The 21617-nt window shown below is 35.4% G+C and carries 17 protein-coding genes; 14 read left to right on the top strand and 3 right to left on the bottom strand.

Going from position 1 to position 21617, the window contains the following annotated elements:
* Positions 1–48 precede the first annotated feature (48 nt).
* The gene (locus NAG76_03350) at positions 49–474 is read right to left on the bottom strand and encodes a MarR family transcriptional regulator (GenBank protein ID URN95308.1); all 426 of its coding nucleotides are present in this window, start codon (positions 472–474) and stop codon (positions 49–51) included.
* A gap of 19 nt (positions 475–493) precedes the next feature.
* Positions 494–973 carry a glutathione peroxidase gene (locus NAG76_03345; protein ID URN95307.1) on the bottom strand — a complete coding sequence of 160 codons (480 nt, stop codon included), beginning with the start codon at positions 971–973 and terminating at the stop codon, positions 494–496.
* A gap of 278 nt (positions 974–1251) precedes the next feature.
* On the opposite strand from NAG76_03345, the gene NAG76_03340 reads away from it, so the two are divergent.
* The 5 genes from NAG76_03340 to NAG76_03320 all read left to right on the top strand — a co-directional run bounded on the left by NAG76_03340 (position 1252) and on the right by NAG76_03320 (position 8039).
* Positions 1252–2349, top strand: a complete 1098-nt coding sequence (locus NAG76_03340; GenBank protein ID URN95306.1) for a sugar-binding protein — start codon at positions 1252–1254, stop codon at positions 2347–2349.
* Between the two features lie 100 nt (positions 2350–2449).
* Positions 2450–3970, top strand: a complete 1521-nt coding sequence (locus tag NAG76_03335) for a sugar ABC transporter ATP-binding protein (protein ID URN95305.1) — start codon at positions 2450–2452, stop codon at positions 3968–3970.
* Positions 3971–4414: 444 nt separating this feature from the next.
* Positions 4415–5590, top strand: coding sequence for a sugar ABC transporter permease (locus NAG76_03330; GenBank protein URN95304.1), 1176 nt, complete (start codon positions 4415–4417; stop codon positions 5588–5590).
* Between the two features lie 292 nt (positions 5591–5882).
* The gene (locus NAG76_03325) at positions 5883–7208 is read left to right on the top strand and encodes a glycoside-pentoside-hexuronide (GPH):cation symporter (GenBank protein ID URN95303.1); all 1326 of its coding nucleotides are present in this window, start codon (positions 5883–5885) and stop codon (positions 7206–7208) included.
* Positions 7209–7256: 48 nt separating this feature from the next.
* Positions 7257–8039 carry a Nif3-like dinuclear metal center hexameric protein gene (locus tag NAG76_03320; protein URN95302.1) on the top strand — a complete coding sequence of 261 codons (783 nt, stop codon included), beginning with the start codon at positions 7257–7259 and terminating at the stop codon, positions 8037–8039.
* Positions 8040–8057: 18 nt separating this feature from the next.
* On the opposite strand, the gene NAG76_03315 is transcribed toward NAG76_03320, so the two are convergent.
* Entirely contained in the window at positions 8058–8360 is a 303-nt protein-coding gene (locus NAG76_03315; protein ID URN95301.1) for a DUF3817 domain-containing protein, read from the bottom strand.
* 215 nt (positions 8361–8575) lie between these two features.
* On the opposite strand from NAG76_03315, the gene NAG76_03310 reads away from it, so the two are divergent.
* The 9 genes from NAG76_03310 (at position 8576) to NAG76_03270 (ending at position 21535) form a co-directional block, all read left to right on the top strand.
* Entirely contained in the window at positions 8576–8923 is a 348-nt protein-coding gene (locus NAG76_03310) for a DUF1516 family protein (protein ID URN95300.1), read from the top strand.
* Between the two features lie 290 nt (positions 8924–9213).
* Entirely contained in the window at positions 9214–11667 is a 2454-nt protein-coding gene (locus NAG76_03305) for an EAL domain-containing protein (protein ID URN95299.1), read from the top strand.
* A gap of 201 nt (positions 11668–11868) precedes the next feature.
* Positions 11869–13089: a peptidase T gene (gene pepT / locus NAG76_03300; protein ID URN95298.1), complete on the top strand. Its 1221-nt coding sequence runs from the start codon at positions 11869–11871 to the stop codon at positions 13087–13089.
* 72 nt (positions 13090–13161) lie between these two features.
* A complete protein-coding gene (locus tag NAG76_03295) occupies positions 13162–14247 on the top strand; it encodes a Gfo/Idh/MocA family oxidoreductase (protein ID URN95297.1) in 1086 nt (361 codons plus the stop codon).
* Between the two features lie 132 nt (positions 14248–14379).
* Positions 14380–15954 (top strand): response regulator, encoded by a 1575-nt coding sequence (locus NAG76_03290; GenBank protein URN95296.1) that lies wholly within the window; start codon positions 14380–14382, stop codon positions 15952–15954.
* Positions 15955–15956: 2 nt separating this feature from the next.
* Positions 15957–17753 (top strand): sensor histidine kinase, encoded by a 1797-nt coding sequence (locus tag NAG76_03285; protein ID URN95295.1) that lies wholly within the window; start codon positions 15957–15959, stop codon positions 17751–17753.
* Between the two features lie 103 nt (positions 17754–17856).
* Positions 17857–19575 carry an ABC transporter substrate-binding protein gene (locus NAG76_03280; GenBank protein ID URN95294.1) on the top strand — a complete coding sequence of 573 codons (1719 nt, stop codon included), beginning with the start codon at positions 17857–17859 and terminating at the stop codon, positions 19573–19575.
* Between the two features lie 129 nt (positions 19576–19704).
* Positions 19705–20622 (top strand): ABC transporter permease subunit, encoded by a 918-nt coding sequence (locus tag NAG76_03275; protein ID URN96753.1) that lies wholly within the window; start codon positions 19705–19707, stop codon positions 20620–20622.
* A gap of 16 nt (positions 20623–20638) precedes the next feature.
* On the top strand, positions 20639–21535 hold the full coding sequence (locus NAG76_03270; protein URN95293.1) for a carbohydrate ABC transporter permease: 897 nt from the start codon (positions 20639–20641) through the stop codon (positions 21533–21535).
* Positions 21536–21617: the final 82 nt, after the last annotated feature.

Below are 21617 nucleotides of genomic sequence, written 5' to 3'. Positions count from 1 at the left end.
CATGCGCTAATCAATTTTTCTTAAGCGCATGCTACTTTTTTTTGTAAACTATTGTAGCTTTTCTTTAAGCAGATGAAGCTGATGTAGAAGTTGTTCATATTGTTCTTGATCAATATGACAACTAGACACTTTACTTATTACAGCATCAGAAATTTGTTGCTGTTGTTCGTATGCTTTATGTTCAAGATGAATGTGAACACGTCGTTCATCTTGTTTGCTTCGTTCTTTCCGTATCCATTGCTGAGTTTCCATTCGATTAAGCATTGGAGTTAATGTACCAGTACCAATACCAAGAGTATCGCCAAGTTGCTTAACAGTAACTCCGTCCTCTTCCCACAACGCAAGTAATACAAGATATTGCGGATAAGTAAGTTGGAATGGTTGAAGCACACTACTGTATAACTTAGTCATCTGACTAGAAACTTCATATAGGGCAAAGCAAAGTTGCTTATTAAGTGCTAAAAATGAATTCATTGCTTCTCAAAAGTCGCGCTTATTTCAATAAAGCGACGATATCTCCTTCTAATTTGCTAGGGTCAGTTGTAGCTGCATAGCGTTTCACGACTTTACCCTGTGCATCAATCAAGAACTTCGCAAAATTCCATTCGATTTTTCTCATTAATAGTCCGCGTTTTTCTTCTTTTAGATATTTGAATAATGGATCCGCGTCATCCCCATTAACTTTAATCTTTGCAAACATCGGGAAACTTACGCCATAATTAAGCTGGCAAAATTCTGTTGTCTCTTCTATATTATCGAATTCTTGATTGTTGAATTGATCACAAGGGAATCCAAGAACGACAAATCCTTTTTCTTGATGGTTTGTATACAGCTCTTGTAACCCTTGGAATTGCGGTGTTAATCCACATTTGCTTGCAGTATTAACGATAAGTACAACTTTTCCTTCATAATCTTTCAAAGAAATGATATCTCCGTTTGGTTTTTTTACATTGAAATCATAAATAGTTGTCATTGTAATCCTCCTCGGTAATTAATATCAATTTCTAACAATAAAATTGATATCATATTAATCGCTTGCGATTTAATCGTGTACGATTAATATATCATACAATTCGTAATCGTTCAATAGTAGTCTCACCAACCGATTGAAACAATATCTACATTCAATATGACCATGAACAACATTAGAATATTCAAGAAAATGATGAGTATTCTCTAGTGTGGATGATATTTCCATAATGCTACACTTAGCTTGCACGAAACATTACCAATTAGGAAGAGGGTTAAGTAATGAAGAAAAATTTTAAGGCGGTCACATTATTTCTTGTAGTTATGATGCTTACATCGATTCTTGCAGCATGTGGTAATAGTAAAAAGGTTGAAATCGGTATTGTATTGCCGACAAAAGATGAAGAAAGATGGATACAAGATGAAGAGCGCTTTAAGGCAGCACTGAAAGATTCTAAGTACAATACGGAGATCTTATTTAGCCAAGGTTCATCTGCTAAAGAAAAAGAAAATGTAGACGCACTCATTGCAAAAGGTATTGAAGTACTAATTATTTGTCCTTTTGATGGTGATGCAGCAGCGGGTGCAGTGAAAGCAGCTAAAGATGCTGGTATTACAGTTATTTCATACGATCGTCTAATTACAAACACAGATAAAGTTGATTACTATGTAACATTTGATAGCATCAGCGTAGGTAAAGCTCAAGCGCAATATCTAGTAGACAAATCAACAGGCAACGGTCAACCTCTATACTTATATGCAGGCGCTGCTACTGACAATAATGCATTCTTGTTCTTCCAAGGTGCATGGGAAGTGCTACAACCTAAAATTGCTGATGGTACATTCAAAATTGCTAACTCAAGCGAAGCAATTGCACTTCAAGACGCTGCTACACTTGATCGCGAACAGATGAGTAAAATTATTGGTCAAGTAACGACGAACTGGGAACCAGCCGAAGCAAAAAACAAAGCACAAACACATCTAACAGCTGCAGCAGCTGATGCAAAAGGTGAAGTAGCTATTCTTGCTCCAAACGACGGTACTTCACGTGCTATTGCTGATGTTTTTGCATCTGATGGAGACATAACTAAATATGTCATCTCTGGTCAAGATGCTGAAAAAATTTCGATTCAGTACATTATTGAGGGTAAACAATCGATGACTGTATTAAAAGATGTACGTGTCCTTGTAAAAGATGCAATAGATATGGCTGTTGGTATTCTTGATGGTAACACACCAGCTACAACTGGTGTTTACCCTAACGGTGCAATTGATGTTAAAGCGAAACAAACAGATGTTGTTACAGTTGATAAAGATAATGTTAAAAAAGCTATAGTTGATTCAGGATACTATGAAGCGAAAGAATTTACAGGTCTATAATAACGTGAATGACATATAGCTACATCGGAATAGTGATAGAGAAGTCTATCACTATTCCTCTATTCTAGCGTGCAGTAACGTTAAGGAGTGCTGGATAGTTATGAGTAAATATATATTAGAGATGAACAATATTTCAAAACATTTTACTGGTGTTAAAGCTTTAAGTAATGTGAACTTTAAAGTAGAAGAAGGAGAAATACATTGCGTAATAGGTGAGAATGGAGCAGGTAAATCTACACTTATGAAAGTACTTAGTGGGGTATATCCACATGGATCCTACTCTGGAGATATTGTATATCAAGGCCGAGTACAACAATTTCAGAAAATCACGGATAGTGTCAAAATTGGAATTTCCATCATCTATCAAGAATTAGCGTTGTTCCCTGATCTGACGGTATATGAAAATATATATGCAGGTAATGAAGTAACGGGAAGATTCGGAGTCGATTGGAATAAAACGATTGTGCAAGCGAATCAAATGCTTAACAAGGTGAAATTAACTGTTAATCCTGCAATGCTTGTGAAAGATCTTGGCGTTGGAAAACAACAATTAGTAGAAATTGCAAAGACATTAAGTAAAGAAGTGAAACTTCTTATTCTTGATGAACCTACGGCTGCACTTAATGAAGATGATAGTGAAAATTTATTGCAATTATTGAAGGAACTGAAACTTCAGGGAATATCGTGTATTATGATTTCTCATAAGTTAAAAGAAGTTATCGCGATTGCTGATAAAGCAACGATCCTTCGGGACGGGCAAACGATTTGTACGTTAGATGCGAAAAAGAATGAAATAACTGAAGATGTCATCATCAAAAATATGGTTGGACGAGAGATCGACGATATCTTTCCTAAGCGTGAGCATAAAAACATTGGTGAAACTATATTAGAAGTGAAAAATTGGTCGGCATATGATCCCAAACTAGGTAGAAACGTTGTAAAAGACGCGAACATTCATGTCCGTAAAGGTGAGATTGTAGGCATTGCTGGATTAATGGGGTCTGGTCGTACAGAATTAGCACAAAGTATTTTTGGGAATCCAAAGTCGTATAAGCTACAGGGTGAACTGAAGTTTAATGGTGAAACTAGACAATTCAAGCATCCGCAAGATGCCATTAAAGCTGGCATCGCCTATGTAACGGAAGATCGCAAAGGAAATGGATTATTTCTTCTACAAGATATTAAGCAAAATATTTCAGCAGCTAATCTAGTAAGTATTTCTGCTCGAGGTGTTATTAATACGAATGAAGAAGTGAAAATTTCCGAACAGTACAAACAGTCACTAAATATTAAAGCACCATCAGTAGAACAGTTAGTAGGTAATCTAAGTGGTGGCAATCAACAAAAAGTTAGTTTAGGTAAATGGTTGTATGTAAAACCTGACGTTCTAATTCTGGATGAACCTACACGCGGAATAGATGTGGGAGCAAAGTTTGAAATATATACCATTATGAATCAATTAATTCAAGATGGTATGAGTATTATTATGATCTCATCCGAATTGAACGAAGTGTTAGGGATGAGTGATCGCATCTATGTTATGGCTGAAGGAAAAATAAAGGGTGAATTATCCATTGAAGATGCTAGCCAAGAAAAGGTTATGGAGTTAGCTACTCAGTAGTAGGGATGTTCAAATCATCCACTGGTGATCACGAAGATTGGCTATGTAGTGTATTCGGCGGCGAAGCTGCCATTCATCGGAAGCCTGTGGTGCTCGTGTACCAATAACGTACACTCCGCTCCTCATTTCCTAACTTCATGGCATCTTCTTGGTGCTGACAAGTGAACGATTTGAACGTTGATTAGTAGTAGGGATGTTCAACTCATCCACTGGTGATCACGAAGATTGGCTATGTAGTGTATTCGGCGGCGAAGCTGCCATTCATCCAAAGCCTGTGGTGCTCGTGTACCAATAACGTACACTCCGCTCCTCATTTCCTAACTTCATGTCATCTTCTTGGTGCTGACAAGTGAACGATTTGAACTTGATTAGTAGAAGGGATGTTCAAATCATCCACTGGTGATCACATAGAATCAGTCGAAAAGTTTTAGGGGGTTAATAATTATGAAATTAATGCATGAAGCCAAAAATATGCTAAAAACAAATATACGTGAATACGGAATGTATATTGCATTATTTATTATCATGCTAACGTTCACTATATTAACGGATGGATTGTTTTTATCCTCACGTAATATTAGTAACTTATTAGATGCTACGGGGTATATAGCTGTACTGGCAGTGGGAATGACATTAGTTATTGTTATTAGACATATCGACCTGTCTGTAGGATTTGCTGCGGGATTTATGGGAGCGATTGCAGCAACAATGTTAACTCAATTAGGCGTCCCGGTCATTATTACTATTCCAGTTATTCTTTTGCTAGGAATTGTTGTAGGTTTCTTCAACGGATTTCTCGTTGCGTCAATTGGAATTCCTTCGTTCGTTGCTTCTCTAGCAGCAATGTTAATATTCCGTGGTGCACTACTTCGTGTTACTGAGAAGTCAGGTACTATTATGGTTAAAGACGAAACGTTTAACGCAATTGGAAATGGATATGTACCCGCTATAATGAAAGTTATGCATTTGAATTTATTATCATTAATTATCGGAGCTATTATTATTGTTTTGTATATTGTTAGTGAGTTTTCAAAACGTAAAAATAAACAAAAGTACAATTTTGAAGTCATGTCTAAAGGTATGTTTGCTATTAAACTAGTATTTATTTCTGCAATTATTGCTTATATTACTTATATTCTCGCAGGTTACAAGGGCTTCTCATGGACTGTTATTATTATGTTGATCGTAGCCGTTATTTATCATTTTCTAACATCTTCGACGGTAATAGGTAGACATATATATGCTGTCGGAAGTAATCCTGAAGCAGCACATTTAAGCGGAATTAACGTCAAGAAAATTACGTATATCGTCTTTGGTTCAATGGGCTTATTATCCGCTCTATCAGGTATATTATTTACTGCTCGCCTACAATCGGCAACAACAACTGCTGGAACATTGTTTGAACTAGATGCTATTGCAGCGGCCTATGTAGGCGGTGTCTCTGCTGCAGGTGGCGTTGGTAAAGTAACGGGTTCAATTATTGGTGCTATCGTTATGGCATCTCTTATTAGTGGTATGAATCTGTTAGGTGTAGGAATTTCATATCAATATATTATTCGCGGCGGTGTGCTCGCTGTTGCTGTAATATTTGATGTTATGACTCGTAGAAAGCGTGCGTAACTCTAGTGAAACAAAACACCTTTAAGTTGAAACGACAAGTTTGGTAAATGAAGTGCACTCCTAAAAATGAACAGTGGAATAAACACCTTGTTTATCCAATGAACATTGAGGGAGTGCATTTTTATGTATATATTTATCCTCCTCACTAGTAATTACTTATTCATATAAGTGAGTGCTCAAAATGAATAAGTAAATTTTTGTGTTATTTTACAGTTGTATGATGATTCGTGAAATAATACAATTATTGCAGTAAGAAAGTGCATACTATGAATGAGAAGGAGGGGGAATGAAGATGACAACTATAAAAGGAAATATGACAACTAGACTTGAAAAAATGAGTTACGGTGGCTTTTCGTTCGGGCAAAATTTAATGTACATGCTTCAGCTTCAATTTCTTACGTTCTTCTACACAGAAGAAGTAGGATTATCTTTAGGTGCCACAGCTACATTGCTATTGATCGCTAAATTATGGGATGCATTTAATGATCCGATTATGGGGGCAATCGTAGATAAGCTAAACTTCAAATCAGGAAAGTACATACCTTGGCTGAAATACACAAGTATTATTATTCCGCTCACCATGTTATTTACATTTGTAAATATAGATGCTGGCTATTCTATGAAACTCGTGTTTGCTTACGTTACTTATATTATGTGGGGGATGGCATACACTGTCTCTGATTCGCCGATGTTTTCATTATCAACAGTGATGACCAGACATGTATATGAGCGTGATCAATTAATTGCTATAGCACGTATGACTGGTGCCATTGCAGCGATATTAACAGCTGGATTTATGCTGTTCGTCGATTCATTAGGATGGGTTGGTGCGATGGCCATCTATTGCGCTGCCTCATTAATAACGATGATTCCTTTACCTTTTGTTGCGAAAGAGCGAGTAGTATATAAAGAGCAGAACATATCGTTTGTGCAAATATTTAAGCACCTGCTTCGTAATAAATATTTCTTTATTTTCTATATTGGTTATTTGCTTATGAGTACAACCAATACTTTACAAACGATCGCAATCTATTTTGCAGAATCTAATCTAGGTGACGCAAATTTGCTTACTATATTATTAGCGGTATTAGTGTTGCCAATCGTTATTGTGTCACCACTTTTACCCAAGCTAATTACGACATTTGGAAAAAAACGTCTCACCATCTATTGTTCATGTCTCGTCATAATTCTTTCACTTATCCAGTATGCAGTAGGTTATAATAACTTTACATTGTTCCTTGTCATCGCGGCTGTTCGAGTACTTTGTATGCAAATTCCGCTATTACTGTACGGAATGTTTACGGCAGATTGTATTGAATACGGTAACGCGATTACAGGGCAGCGTACAGCGGGTGTAGCATTTTCAGTCCAGACGATGTTTACAAAAATCGCTGGAGCATTGTCATCTACATTATGCCTAGCTTTACTCTCTTATTATGGTTATGTAAACCAAAGCACTACGCAAAGCGCGGAAGCACTACATGGAATATGGGTGATTTTTACCTTAGTTCCGATTATAGGGTATATCGGAATGATAATTGCGATGTATTTCTACCGTCTTGATGAAAAAACTGTTTCCACTTACATGATTAAAAATCAGTCTGGAATTGAATTATAGTCTATTGTGAATAGAACACAAAATAATCAACCTGGGAGGTAAGACAGAATGTTAGTGAAAGAGTTAATGGAACTATTAATAGCACCAGTAGGTGAATTAGCCGAAACCGTAGATGGAATTATCGTAGGAGATGGCGATGAAGAAGTTAAGGGGATTGCGACAACATTTATATGTAGCTATGAAATGATTGAACAAGCTATTGAACGAGGCATTAACGTTATAATTTCACATGAGCCGACTTGTTATAACCATCATAGCGATCCTTATAATTTCGGTGTAAGTGAAGTAATAGAGCGCAAGCTAGAGTTATTGAATAAGCATCGTATAAATGTAATTCGTTTTCATGATTATGCCCATCGTTATTCTCCAGATATTATTTCGGAAGGTTTTCTTGACGTCATGGAATGGTCCTCATATTCAGATCGAGCTCATGAAGATTTATTAAATCTACCAACACAATCGGTAGGACAAATTATACAGCAGTTGAAACAGCGCCTTGGGATTGATTATATTCAGCTTGTCGGACAACAGGACCAATTATGTTCGAACGTCTGGCTGCGTCTTGGATTCCGTGGTACTGGTGCCCACTGTATCCCCGCATATGAAAAAGGGAATATACAATTAATTATCGCTGGTGAAGGATATGAGTGGGAAACACCTGAATATGTAAGAGATGCGAATGCACAAGGAAAAGCAATTTCATTGCTCGTTATAGGTCATCAGAAGAGTGAAGATGCGGGGATGAAGATTTTGGCACGACAATTACAACAACAGTTGCCACAATTGCCGATTACACATATTGAACAGCGAGCGGCTATTCAATATGTGTAGCGACTATACAAAGTTCAATTATTGATATTGTTTATCTAACTTTTCAAGTTTGCGATCTAAGAAGAAGTTTCCAAATGGTATAAATGCTACTACGAAGCAAAGTGCTGTCCAAATTAAATTCCAACGTGTCTTATATGCGGCATAAATAATACTTGCACCATAGACGATAACGATACCACCATGAATTCTACCGACAATGCTAACAACTTCCGGAATATCCATCCAATATTTCAGAGGCATACCAATACAAATTAGAATGATAAGTGATAAACCGTCTAACAGCCCAGCTAGTCTTAATTTACCTATAGGTGTTTTCAGCATAATATCTCCTTTAATATGTTGTATATACTGAGTATAGCGATAGATGGCATAGAGAAGATGAGCAAGCTGTGACAATTTTATTATTTTTCGGTAAGGAAATGATAAAAGTCATAGATTATAACAACTATGATTTGCTTCCTATTACGAAACTGGTATAATTCTAATGTAGAAGAAATACGACCCTACATAATGAAATAAATGAAGGAGGTAATTACATGTTTACTGGAATGCTACATACACATTCTGCAGCTTGGATAATTATGATTATTTTGTTCTTAGTAAGTTACTTTGTACCAAAACAAAAAGTGAAAAAAGTAACACATATGATTTTACGTTTATTCTATCTAATTCAGCTATTTTCTGGTGGCTATATGTTCTTCCAAGGTGGATATCCTCATGTATTCGACTTGAAAATCGTATTAGCGATTATACTTATTGGTATGATGGAAATGATCTTAGTTCGTCAGAGAAAAGGTAAAAACACATTACCGTTTTGGATTATTTTCGGAGTGCTATTAGTAGTCATTGTTCTGATCGGATACGGTGTTATCACATTCGGATGATACCAATATTATTCTATAAAAGAGCTGTCCATAAATTGCTACGAATGCAATTTACGGACAGCTCTTTTTGTAATGGAAATTAATATTGGCATGTATTGTATTTGTGAAACGAATTACAAAATGTTAATATTTACTGATATAGTTTTATTGGTAAATAAGGAACTTTTGACCTATATGAATAATTTTTATTCTATTAATAGAAACTATTTCAGTTATATTTCATTACAATCATCTATAATTATTAGCTATATAGAAATTATTCTTATATAGCTAGAATGGAGTTGTTGAGTATGGGGATTGCTACATCACAAATACAAATATCCTCACATATTTGGAATAAAAACTTTATGATTGCTCAAATAAATGCTGATTGCGAGATTACAGGCATTAATGAGTTGTTTCAACAGTTTATTGCGATATATGGTATTAATGAAATAGATCAACATATAGAAAAAATGTTCACACCGTTTGATATTCGACTCAAACGAAAAAAAGATTGGAAAGATGTATGGAAATCAGTGAATGAATTCGGTCACTGGAATGGACATCTTATGTATTTCCAATCCAAAAAGTTACTTGCAAAAGTTGAAGTGACGATTTCTACTGTAAATCAAGAAGAGGATATACAATCAGCCTCAGCCTATGTGATCATGGCACAAGATCGAACTGAACTAATTAATGAAGATTTGAATTACGATGAACAATTAAGAAATCTAATAGATATGAAAGACGCGTTTGATGCGGCATCTATTATTGCTGTGACAGATGCAAGTGGTGTTATTACCTATGTTAATGATATGTTCTGTCATATTTCCAAATATAGTAGACATGAATTAATAGGGAAAACACATAGAGTAATCAATTCCAAACATCACCCTAAGCAATTTTTTGCAGAGATGTGGAATACAATAATGCAAGGTAAAGTATGGCGTGGAGAAGTGGAAAATCGCGCGAAGGATGGAAGCTACTATTGGATGAATACTACAATTGTTCCTTTTCTAGACGATCAAGGGAAACCATATCAGTATGTCTCTATACGTTCGGACATTTCAGATCGAGTGATTGCCGAAACTAAGTTAGCTAAAGTATTGCAACATGATTTTCGTCGTACGATAAAAAATTTACAAAATTGTATCTTTAAATTAACTCGTGATCATAAACAGAAAATTGTATTCACATTAAGTGAAGGCAGAATAGCTGAATTACTCGATATTACAACAGAACAAGTAGAAAATATATGGATTAAAGAGGTTTGGAAAGAACAGTTCCATCATGTTGAACATTATTTTGAAGAGGCTTTTCAAGGGGAAAGTCATCAATTCGAGATGCGATATGGTAATAAATATTACTATATTTCGTTATCGCCAGTAATTGAGCAAGGGAACGTTATCGAAGTAGTCGGATCAATGATTGATATAACCGAGCGTAAAGAAGCAGAGGAAACAATTCATGTGATGGCTCATTTTGATTCATTAACGAATCTTCCGAATCGAACTTCATTCAACAGAGCACTTACTGATGCTATTCATACTGCGCAAGAAAAAGGTAGTAAGATTGCTGTATTGTTTATGGATTTGGATCGATTCAAAACGGTTAATGATACAATGGGACATTCCTCCGGAGATAAGTTACTCCAAAGTGTTGCTTTGAGATTATTGGGTAAGTTAAAGGGACTAGGTTATGTTTCGAGGCAAGGTGGAGATGAATTCACGATGTATCTCGAAAACGCTAATCATGCACAAGTGGAGTGGGTGGCAGAACATATCCTCGCAGATATGGCTCATCCATTTATTATAAATGGAACTGAAGTATATATTTCTCCAAGTATTGGAATCAGTATGTTTCCACAAGATGGGAAAACGATTGATCAACTATTACGAAATGCAGATGCTGCAATGTATACTGCAAAGGATAAGGGGAAAAACAATTATCAATTTTTCACCTTGGAATTACATCATGCAATCACTACAAGACTTGAGCTTGAGCGGGATTTACGTCGTGCGATTGAAAAAGAAGAATTGGAATTATGGTATCAGCCTAAGGTTAATTTGAGTAGTAATAAAATAATAGGAATGGAAGCTTTATTACGGTGGAATCATCCTACTCAAGGAATGATTGCTCCTAACCATTTCATTCATATTGCTGAAGAAACTAATCTCATAGTACCAATTGGAGAATGGGTATTACGAGAAGCCTGTCGTCAGATGAAGAGTTGGTATGATCAAGGTATTACTGATATTAATGTAGCTGTTAATATTAGTTTGAAACAATTCATGCATGATGATTTCCCTGCATTAATATCTGAAATTTTATTAGACATTAAGCTTCCTCCACGATATTTAGAACTTGAAATAACAGAAAGTGTAGCCCAAAATGCACAATATTCAATTAAAGTATTGGACAAAATTAAACAACTGGGAGTAAGTATTAGTATCGATGATTTTGGAACGGGTTATAGTTCACTTAGCTATCTCAGTCAGTTTCCCATTGATCGTTTAAAAATTGATCAATCATTTGTTAGAAACTTAAATGACAATAATAAAGTTATTATTCGTACGATTTTAGATATAGCCAATCACATGGGCATTTCGGTTATTGCTGAAGGAGTAGAAACGATTGATCAAGTAGAGTTTTTGAAGCAATTGAACTGCCAAGAAGCTCAAGGGTATTATTATAGCAAACCGCTTGCAATAATTAATGCCAATCAGTTTATTAGCACATATAAGAAAATAATGATTTCTTAATTGAAATGACGCATAGCTTCTGATGATTGGTAGTAAAATATAACCAATTAGCAGAAGCTATCGTTATATTTCACTATTGGATATAGAAGTTGTACAATTAGTAATAATAGTGAACGACATAAGTGTTGCTATTACATACTTCTGGTGCAATGTTAGTAAACAAAACATCGAGAAAAAATAAAGCTTTGAGGAGTACTGACTATGAAAGAACAATTATTGAGACGATTCATCTCATATGTAAAAGTAGGAACACAAGCGGATCCTAATGTTGCAACATGTCCATCTACTGGTGGGCAATTAATGCTAGCCAAACAACTTGCCGAGGAATTACAGGAGCTTGGGCTATCAGATGTTACTTTAGATGACAATGGATATGTTATGGCAACATTACCGGCCAATACAGATGTCCCTACACCGACTATTGGTTTTATTGCGCATATGGATACGGCAACTGAACTAACGGGCTTCAATGTAAACCCTCAAATTGTCGAAAATTATGATTGCACTGATATTGTGTTGAATGACTCACAACAAATTGTATTATCACCTAAACAATTTCCAGAACTACTGAAATATAGTGGACAAACATTAATTACGACTGATGGTAATACATTGCTTGGTGCAGATGATAAAGCGGGTATTGCCGAGATTGTTACTGCAATGGCTTATTTGCTAGAGCATCCAGAAATCAAGCATGGGACGATAAAAGTAGGCTTTACACCCGATGAAGAAATCGGCCGCGGAGCAGATTTATTCGATGTGGAAGCTTTTGGTGCAGAATATGCTTATACGATGGATGGCGGTCCGCTTGGAGAATTACAATATGAGAACTTTAATGCTGCAAGTGCTACAGTAACTTGTATTGGACGTAGTGTTCATCCTGGTACTGCTAAAGGGAAGATGATCAATGCTACTCGTATTGCACATGCATTTCAATCTGCAATGCCTGAGTACGAAACGCCAGAACATACGGATGGATATGAAGGTTTCTATCATTTAAGTCATATTGAAGGTGGCGTCGAAAAGACGACCCTCGAATATATTATTAGAGAATTCGATCAAGATACATTTGAGGAACGCAAGCAATTTATAGCTGATGTTGCCAAACAAATTGAACAGAAATTTGGCGAGGGTACTGTGAAAATTGAAATTACCGATAGTTATTTCAATATGCGCAATCAGATTGAACCACGTATGGAAATTGTGGATCGCGCTTTTGAAGCTATGACTAAAGTTGGCATTACACCAATCGTTGAACCCATTCGTGGTGGAACGGACGGTTCACGCTTATCTTACATGGGTTTACCTACTCCGAATATATTTGCCGGTGGAGAGAATTTCCATGGTAAGTATGAATTTGTATCCATTGATACGATGCAAAAAGCAGTAGAAGTTATTGTTGAAATTGCTAAATGCGAGTAGAGTATAGTTATTATAAGGAGTTAATAGAAAAATTCCTATTGTATTTATTCTAGTGTAGCGGGGGAGCATAACGTGCAAAAGGTAAGAGTTGGGATTATTGGTTGCGGTAATATAAGTGATGCCTATCTAGTAAATTGTGTTCATTATGAAGAACTTGAAATCGTAGCATTAGCAGATTTGAATGGGGAATTGGCACAAACAAAAGCTGATAAATATAATGTTGAAAAAGTGTTATCAACAGAGCAACTATTAGCTGATCCCGATATTGATATTGTATTGAATTTAACGATTCCGCAAGTGCATGCAAGCGTTAGTCTTGCTGCACTTGATGCAGGAAAACATGTGTATTCCGAGAAACCTTTGGCTGTTACGGTTGAAGATGGACAAGCTATTGTTGATAAAGCTAGGCAACTTGGGCTTCGTGTTGGTGTAGCACCTGATACGGTATTAGGTGCTGGTATTCAAACTTGTCGAAAACTTATTGATGAAGGTGCAATTGGACAACCTATTGCAGCTAATGCTTTTATGTTATCGGGCGGACCAGAGAGCTGGCATCCTAATCCTTCGTTTTTATATGCAAAAGGAGCAGGTCCAATGTTCGATATGGGACCATATTACTTATCAGCATTTATAACGTTACTTGGCCCAATTACACGTGTAACTGGATCAGCAGTAATCTCTTACCCACAGCGTAAAATTACTAGTGAGCCACAATATGGTGAAATGATTCAAGTAGAAACGCCAACACATATCAATGGTGTGATAGATTTTGAAAGTGGGGCTACGGCAACACTTGTTACGAGTTTTGATGTTAAGGGTGGAAGCTCGTTACCTAATATCGAAATCTATGGAAGTGAAGGATCGATCATAGTTCCTGATCCCAATACTTTCGGTGGACCAGTTAAGTTGCGCAAGGCAGGTAGTGATCAATTCGAAGAAGTTATGTTGACACACCCATATAGCGAAAATGATCGTGGTATTGGGTTACTAGATATGGCAAAAGCAATTCAAGAGAATCGTCCTCATCGCGCAAGCGGGGAACTAGCATTGCAAGTATTGGAAATTATGCATGGTTTCCATATCGCTTCTGCTGAAGGTCGTCATTATAAAGTAGCATGTAACTGCGAAAGACCTACTGCGATGTTAAGCAATAATTAATATCATTAATATATAATAATTCTGTTAGAGTCGATATTTAAGTTAAGGAAGGCCTTAATTTTCGTATCGACTCTTTCTTTATTCTTGGCATAAATAACATATTATAGTAGTCTAATTGTGGGGGTGATGCGCTTGTATCGTATTTTATTAGTAGATGATGAATTATTTTTCCGACAAGGTTTACGAGCGATAATCGATTGGGAGTCATGCGGGTATGAAGTAATTGGCGAAGAAGATAATGGTGAGGATGCATTTCATTTTATAATAAAGCACCAACCAGAGGTCGTCATTACTGATATTAGAATGCCTGAATGTGATGGTTTACAATTAATTCATAAAGTTGTACACGAAGCGAAGTTAAAAACTAAGTTCATCATTGTAAGCGGTTACGATGAATTTAAATACGCTCAGCAAGCAGTTAAATATGGCGTATGTGACTTTTTATTGAAGCCAATTGATGAACAAATTCTTGAGAATAGTCTAATAGATATAGCAGCGAAATTGCAAAGTGAAAAGAAACAATCGAGACATTCACTTATGCATCATCACGAAGATTTAATCAATATCATCTTACAAGAACAACCAACGAACGCACAGTTAATAAATTATTATTCTAATATGAAATTACAAGTAACAGAGCAATATTATTTCGTATTTATAGAAAATAACTACTATCCCGTAATCAAAAGTAGAGACTTACATCAAATTGATCAGCTCCAGAACTACCTAGAATTGTTAAATGAACTACTACCTCAGTTTGAGTCACAATATTTATATCCACAGCAAGGAAAATTAGGTCTCATTATTAAAAAATCTTGGCTTAGAGAGTATTCTTCGATCACTTCATTAATGAAACAGTTGCATCGAAAGTTATCTCTACTTGAGGAAGGTACTATTCATCTGTACTATAGTCCTATTTGTGAAGGGATTAATTTTCTGAAAGAAGCGTATGAAGCAGCTGAATATGTGCAGCAATTCAAGTATTACGATAACAGACAATTATTTGATTACAACGATTTTAAAAGTTATACCCTTAGACATATCATGCTGCCAGCAGAGCGTTATAAGCAGTTACTTCAGGAGATGGAAGAAAATGATGAGCAACGTATTTCTACTGAGTTAGATTTATTATTTTCATCTTTTAGTGCAGAGTATTGCTCCATTGAGGCAATAAAAGCAAGTCTGCACAAGTTAGTGGCAGATTGTTTACAAATTTTACATGAGATGGAAATAGACAAGAATAGATTATCCAAGCTTAATACTGTATTGACTTGGGATCACTACAATATTGAATGGTTAAGCTTAAGAAACTTAATGTTAACTTTTTTATTAGAATGCGGTTCAGCTATTGCGGAAGAACGAAAAGAAATGTCTAAAGGTGGTATACAGCGTATTAAGAAATATATTGATCAACATTATGCAGAGCAAATAAGTTTGAAAACAATAGCATCGCAGTTTTATATTAATCCTGTTTATTTAGGACAATTATTCAAAAAAACATACGATAGTTATTTTAATGATTATTTATTGCAAATAAGAATTAATGAGGCTAAGAAGTTATTACGTCAGACAGATTTACGGATATATGAAATTGCTGAAAAAGTTGGCTTCAACCATCCAGAGTATTTTGTCGCGCAATTTGAAAAAACAGAGAAGTTATCTCCGAAGGCATATCGCCAAACCTTTCATAGTACTGTAGGTGAATAATAATGCGATTACTTAAAAAAGTAAAATTTTTTCCTCGATTAGACGACATGAGGTTGCGTAATAAGTTTCTGATGCTTTATATCTGTTGCGTATTTATTCCTATTATTTTAACTAATGTTATTTTCTACAATGTGATAAGTAATAATGTTCGTGAACAACGAATGGATGATATTGATATTAGTTTGCAACAAGTGCAAAATCAGTTTTGGATGCAAATTGAAGCTGCAGTAAGTGTCTCCTATATTTTCTATACAGATATTAACTTGTATACATTATTAGATGAACAGCACAATAATCCTGCTGATTTTGTAGAAGCATATGATAATTACATGCGCCGAATGATAAATAGCTATACACCAGTATATACTTCAGTGCAAAACATTAAAATCTACGTTAATAACCCAATGGTGATTCATTCAGGGGGTATTGCTTACTTGTCTGATAATATAAGAGAAAAACTTTGGTTTCGAGCATTAGATCAACGTACTTCGAGTGAACCTTTCTTTATACGTTCACCGAGGGAAGATAGTATTCATTCTGGAAGAATGGAAGAAAAAAGTGATAGCTTTAGTATTCTTCGTGTCATGGACTATTATGATTCTTACAGTACCTGGGATAAAGTGTTAAAAATTGAATTGAAAACGGATTCGATTGCAACTACATTATCAAGTCTAAATGTACCTGGATTTACTTATCTTGTTGACCCAGAAGGGATTATACAATTCACGAACGATACAGAAATTAACTGGATATCTGAAAGCATCTCAATAGACAAGCTATCAAATAATAATGATATGTATATGTTCGAAAATGATAGTTTCGATGCAGATCCATTGTTAGGTTGGCGTTTGGTTGCTTTAGTACCGAAAAGTGAAATCTTACATGAAGTTCAAACTTCACGGCATTTTGTACTATGGATAGCAGTAGTTAATATTATGGTGGCAAGTAGTATTATTATTATAATTTCACGTTCAATTACTACTCGACTTGGTTTTATTCTTAAATATATGAAACGTGTAAAAAACCAACATTTTGATGTCATTACAAAGCGTGAATCAAGAGATGAAATCGGGCAATTGACGAGTGAGTTTAATCGAATGACCTTACAAATAGGTAGCTTAATTAACGATGTATATGTAGCTGATATTAAGGAAAAGGATATGGAACTGGAACAAAGGTATGCTCAGCTTAATGCTCTCCAAAGTCAAATTAATCCTCATTTCCTGTTTAATGCTCTGGAAACGATTCGAATGAGAAGTATTATGAAAAAGGAGAATGAAACAGCTAAAATCATCCTTAATATGGCGAAACTATTCCGTAGCTCATTAACTTGGAGAAGAGATAAAGTTTCTTTGAAAGAAGAAGTTGAATTTATTTCCTGTTTCCTTGAAATTCAGCATTATCGCTTCGCTGATCGATTGGAATACAATATTAACGTCGATTCTGCTGCTGAAAAATGTGTTGTTCCAAAATTAATATACCTGCCTTTTGTAGAAAATGCTTGTATTCATGGTATTGAAAAAGTGAAAAATGGTGGAAAAGTAAATATCTCAATTGAAGTGCTCAATGATGAATTGCATTTCAATATTAATGACAATGGAGCTGGTATGTCCGACGAGCAGCGAATGAAAATTTACTCCTATTTAACGGAAAATGCTGATTTAGGTGAACGAATTGGAGTGCAAAATGTAATTTACCGCTTGAAGCTAATTTACGGTAAACAATTTCATTTCGAAATTAATAGTACCAATGGTATTGGAACATCTATTCATATTATTCTACCAGCAGAATTTAAATAACTTAAATTTCTATAATAATATCTATAGTTAGTACACTGATTTCAGCGACCTCAGCAAGATATAATGAAAGTGCTTACAAATTGATTAAAGGGGCTGAAGTAATATGAAAAAGAGATCATCAGTACGCATTGCAATATGTTTGCTATTAGCAATTATGCTAGTGGTAACAGGATGTGGAAGTAAAAGTGGTGGAGACAAAGTAAATAGTACCAATACTCCAACTAATGGATCGAAAGATGCAGAAGGAAAAGACCCAGCAGAAAAACCTCTAGATAAAGTAACGTTTACATACTTCAATGGTGCAGGTGCAGCTAAAGATATTAATACAAATGAAACAACGATTGGTAAAATACTAGAAGATCAAACAGGAGTTAACTTTAAAATTGAAAATTTAGTAGGAGATTTGAACACAAAAATTGGTACGATGAATGCTTCTAGAAAATATCCAGATGTTCTAATTCCTGATGCTGCAATTGACGAAGTGTTAGCTGCAGGTGGTTTTATTGACTTAACGAAACTAATTGACGAGTATGGACCTAATATTAAACGTGTATATGGACCTTACATGGAACAAATGAAAGATAAAGATGGAAAGATAATGTTCTTACCATTCTCTAACGTTGTTGGTGAATTCGTACCAGATCCTAACATTAACCAAGGTGCTTTCTGGGTACAACGTGGTGTATTGAAAGAAGCTGGATATCCGGAAATTAAAACAATTGATCAGTATTTCCAATTAATCCGTGACTATGAGAAAAAACATGAAGGCGATAATTTAACTGGATTTATTTCACTAACGCATGATTGGAGATTCTTTGCAACGACTAACGCTCCAATGCATCTTGCAGGATATCCAAATGATGGTGAAGTAACTGTAGATATGAGTACATTTGAAGCGAAAGTTTATTCAAATAATGATGATACAAAACGTTATATGAAATTATTGAATGAATTGAATGCAGAAGGTTTATTCGATAAAGCTTCATTCATTGATAACTATGATCAATATTTAGCTAAATTAACATCTGGTAAAGTACTTGGTTTCTTTGATTACGGTTGGCAAATCGCTAATGCCCAAAACGTATTGAAAGATGCGGCAAAAGCCGATCCTACTCAAGATGATCTAGTATACTTCCCACTACCTATTACATTTGACGGACAAAAAGATCAATATCTTGATCCTCCTGGTTTCGTTAAAAACCGTGGTATGGGTATTACAGTGAGTGCACAAAATCCTGAACGTATTATTCAATTTATTGATAACTTATTAACAGAAGAAAATCAGATAATGAAGAGCTGGGGTATTCAAGGCGAAACATATGAAATCAACGAAGAGGGCCGCTTCTACCGTACAGCAGAACAAGTTAAGAAAATAGATGAACCATTCCGTGAAAGTTTTGGTTTCAAATACTTTGATTGGAACTGGCCACAATATGGAACGAACTCTACACTTGAAAATGGTAATGCTTATGCACCTGGATACCAACCAGAAGTATTCCAAATGGATATGACAGAAGCGGATAAAACAATTCTAGCTGCTTATGGTGTTCAAACTTATGCAGAAATGTTTGCTGCTCCTGATGATCGTCCTTGGTATCCTGCTTGGGGTATTGCGAAAGAACAAGGATCTGCTGAGCAAATCTATGAAACGAAGAAAACAGAATTAACTCGTAAATATTTCCCTAAATTAGTGCTTGATCCTCCTAGCAAATTCGATAGTAACTGGGAAGAATTCACTGCAGAGTTCAATAAGCTTGATACTGCAGGATATGAAACTTTTGTAACTAGTGAAATTAAAAAGATTATTGATGGTGCAAAGTAGTAAATGATTTGCGGGACCATGCGATGAGGTTGATTTCATCGCAAAGGTCCCTTCTTTCAACCTGAGTAATCATAGTGAGGAGTGACGGGAATGAGTAAACTAGACATAATAGAGAGCCGTCAAAAGCCAATGGGAAGTGTTCAACTCTTTTTTAAACGCTGTATACAGCAGCATGCTTTATTGGTGATGACGATACCATTTCTAATATGGTTATTTATATTTAAGTATTTACCTATTTGGGGCTGGACGATAGCATTTCAAAATTTCAGACCTGCCAATAGTTTCGGAGAACAAGAGTGGGTAGGTTTTCAACATTTTAAATTTCTATTTGAGGATGATCGTTTCCTAAGAGTATTACGTAACACATTAGCAATGAGTGGAATTAACTTAATATTAGGATTTGTAACTGCTATTATACTAGCGTTATTGCTTAATGAGATAAGAGTCGTTTTCTTCAAACGTCTTGTACAAACTGTCAGTTATTTACCTCACTTTATATCATGGGTAGTTGCGGCGGGAATTGTTCAGACAACATTATCACCTGATGGAATTATTAATGATCTCTTAATGCGATTTGGACTAATTAAAGAGGATATACTATTTCTCGGTATAGGGGAATATTTCTGGGGAATATTCGGATCTGCCACCGTATGGAAAGATGTAGGGTGGAATACAATTGTTTATTTGGCAGCAATGACTATGGTCGATCCATCACAATATGAAGCTGCTGAAATTGATGGTGCGGGAAGATTTCAAAGGATGTGGCATATTACGCTACCTGGTATTAAGTCGGTCATCGTTGTCCTACTAATTATGAATATTGGTTACTTAATGGAGTCAGGTTTTGAACCGCAATATTTACTAGGAAACGGTATGAACGTCGATTATTCTGAAAATATAGACATATTCGTCTTAAAATATGGTATTTCGCAAGGTAATTTCTCTCTATCTATCGCAGCGGGAATGTTTAAGACAATTGTAAGCTTCATATTGTTGTTTATAGCCAACAATATCTCTAAGAGATTGGGAGAAGCAAGACTTTACTAGAAGGTAGGTAGATATCATGCGGACAAATTATTCTAAAAGTGATAAAATTTTTGATTATGTCAATTATACATTATTAACTTTGCTAATGATTGTAACGTTATATCCGTTCATTAATACATTGGCAATTTCATTTAATGATCCTAAAGATTCGATACGTGGAGGAATTTACTTGTTGCCACGTATGTTTACGCTAGAAAATTATCGTTATATTTTATCCGAAGATACCATCTTTAACGCTACGTTAATATCAGCGTTACGTACCATTATTGGTACGGTAACAACGGTGTTTTGCTCAGCAATTGTTGCGTATGCAATTAGTAGACAAGAATTTGTATTACGCAAATTCGTAACGATAGCATTTATTTTAACGATGTATATTAATGGTGGTCTTATCCCTAACTTCTTGCTTATTAGAGATTTGAATTTACTAGATTCGTTCTGGGTATATATTTTCCCAGGAATTATAGGGGTTTTTAATCTCATCATTATTAGATCGTTTATCGAAGGTTTGCCTGAGAGCATTCTAGAGTCAGCAAAAATAGATGGAGCAGGTGAATACCGTAACTTTTTCAGTATCGTATTACCTTTATGTGTTCCGGTTCTAGCTACAGTGGCTCTGTTCAGTGGTGTTTATCAATGGAACTCATGGTTTGATGTGTTTTTATATAATTCTTCAACAGTGGAATTAAGTACATTACAGTATGAATTACAAAAAATATTACAAAACTCAAATGCATCTATGACATCAACATCAGTAGATTTTACTTCAGCTGGTCATAACACAGGGAAAGTAACACCAACCTCTATTCGTGCTACCATGACAATCGTTGCATCGGTACCTATTATTATGGTATATCCATTCCTACAAAAGTATTTTGTTAAAGGTATGATGGTTGGCGGTGTAAAAGGTTAACTCTTTCTAGTAAGACATAAGGTTTTCACTGTAGATTATAAGATTTACTCCGTTATGTTATGTGAGAACGTTTTATATAATA

This window comes from Candidatus Pristimantibacillus lignocellulolyticus, from assembly GCA_023639215.1.
Lineage (GTDB): Bacteria > Bacillota > Bacilli > Paenibacillales > Paenibacillaceae > Pristimantibacillus > Pristimantibacillus lignocellulolyticus.
This window is presented reverse-complemented; position numbering and strand designations above follow the sequence as displayed.

Excerpts from the sequence above, each read along its gene's own strand:
- NAG76_03350 (URN95308.1), bottom strand. The coding sequence starts at position 474 with ATGAATTCATTTTTAGCACTTAATAAGCAACTTTGCTTTGCCCTATAT.
- NAG76_03345 (URN95307.1), bottom strand. The coding sequence starts at position 973 with ATGACAACTATTTATGATTTCAATGTAAAAAAACCAAACGGAGATATC.
- NAG76_03340 (URN95306.1), top strand. The coding sequence starts at position 1,252 with ATGAAGAAAAATTTTAAGGCGGTCACATTATTTCTTGTAGTTATGATG.
- NAG76_03335 (URN95305.1), top strand. The coding sequence starts at position 2,450 with ATGAGTAAATATATATTAGAGATGAACAATATTTCAAAACATTTTACT.
- NAG76_03330 (URN95304.1), top strand. The coding sequence starts at position 4,415 with ATGAAATTAATGCATGAAGCCAAAAATATGCTAAAAACAAATATACGT.
- NAG76_03325 (URN95303.1), top strand. The coding sequence starts at position 5,883 with ATGACAACTATAAAAGGAAATATGACAACTAGACTTGAAAAAATGAGT.
- NAG76_03320 (URN95302.1), top strand. The coding sequence starts at position 7,257 with ATGTTAGTGAAAGAGTTAATGGAACTATTAATAGCACCAGTAGGTGAA.
- NAG76_03315 (URN95301.1), bottom strand. The coding sequence starts at position 8,360 with ATGCTGAAAACACCTATAGGTAAATTAAGACTAGCTGGGCTGTTAGAC.
- NAG76_03310 (URN95300.1), top strand. The coding sequence starts at position 8,576 with ATGTTTACTGGAATGCTACATACACATTCTGCAGCTTGGATAATTATG.
- NAG76_03305 (URN95299.1), top strand. The coding sequence starts at position 9,214 with ATGGGGATTGCTACATCACAAATACAAATATCCTCACATATTTGGAAT.
- pepT (URN95298.1), top strand. The coding sequence starts at position 11,869 with ATGAAAGAACAATTATTGAGACGATTCATCTCATATGTAAAAGTAGGA.
- NAG76_03285 (URN95295.1), top strand. The coding sequence starts at position 15,957 with ATGCGATTACTTAAAAAAGTAAAATTTTTTCCTCGATTAGACGACATG.
- NAG76_03280 (URN95294.1), top strand. The coding sequence starts at position 17,857 with ATGAAAAAGAGATCATCAGTACGCATTGCAATATGTTTGCTATTAGCA.
- NAG76_03275 (URN96753.1), top strand. The coding sequence starts at position 19,705 with ATGGGAAGTGTTCAACTCTTTTTTAAACGCTGTATACAGCAGCATGCT.
- NAG76_03270 (URN95293.1), top strand. The coding sequence starts at position 20,639 with ATGCGGACAAATTATTCTAAAAGTGATAAAATTTTTGATTATGTCAAT.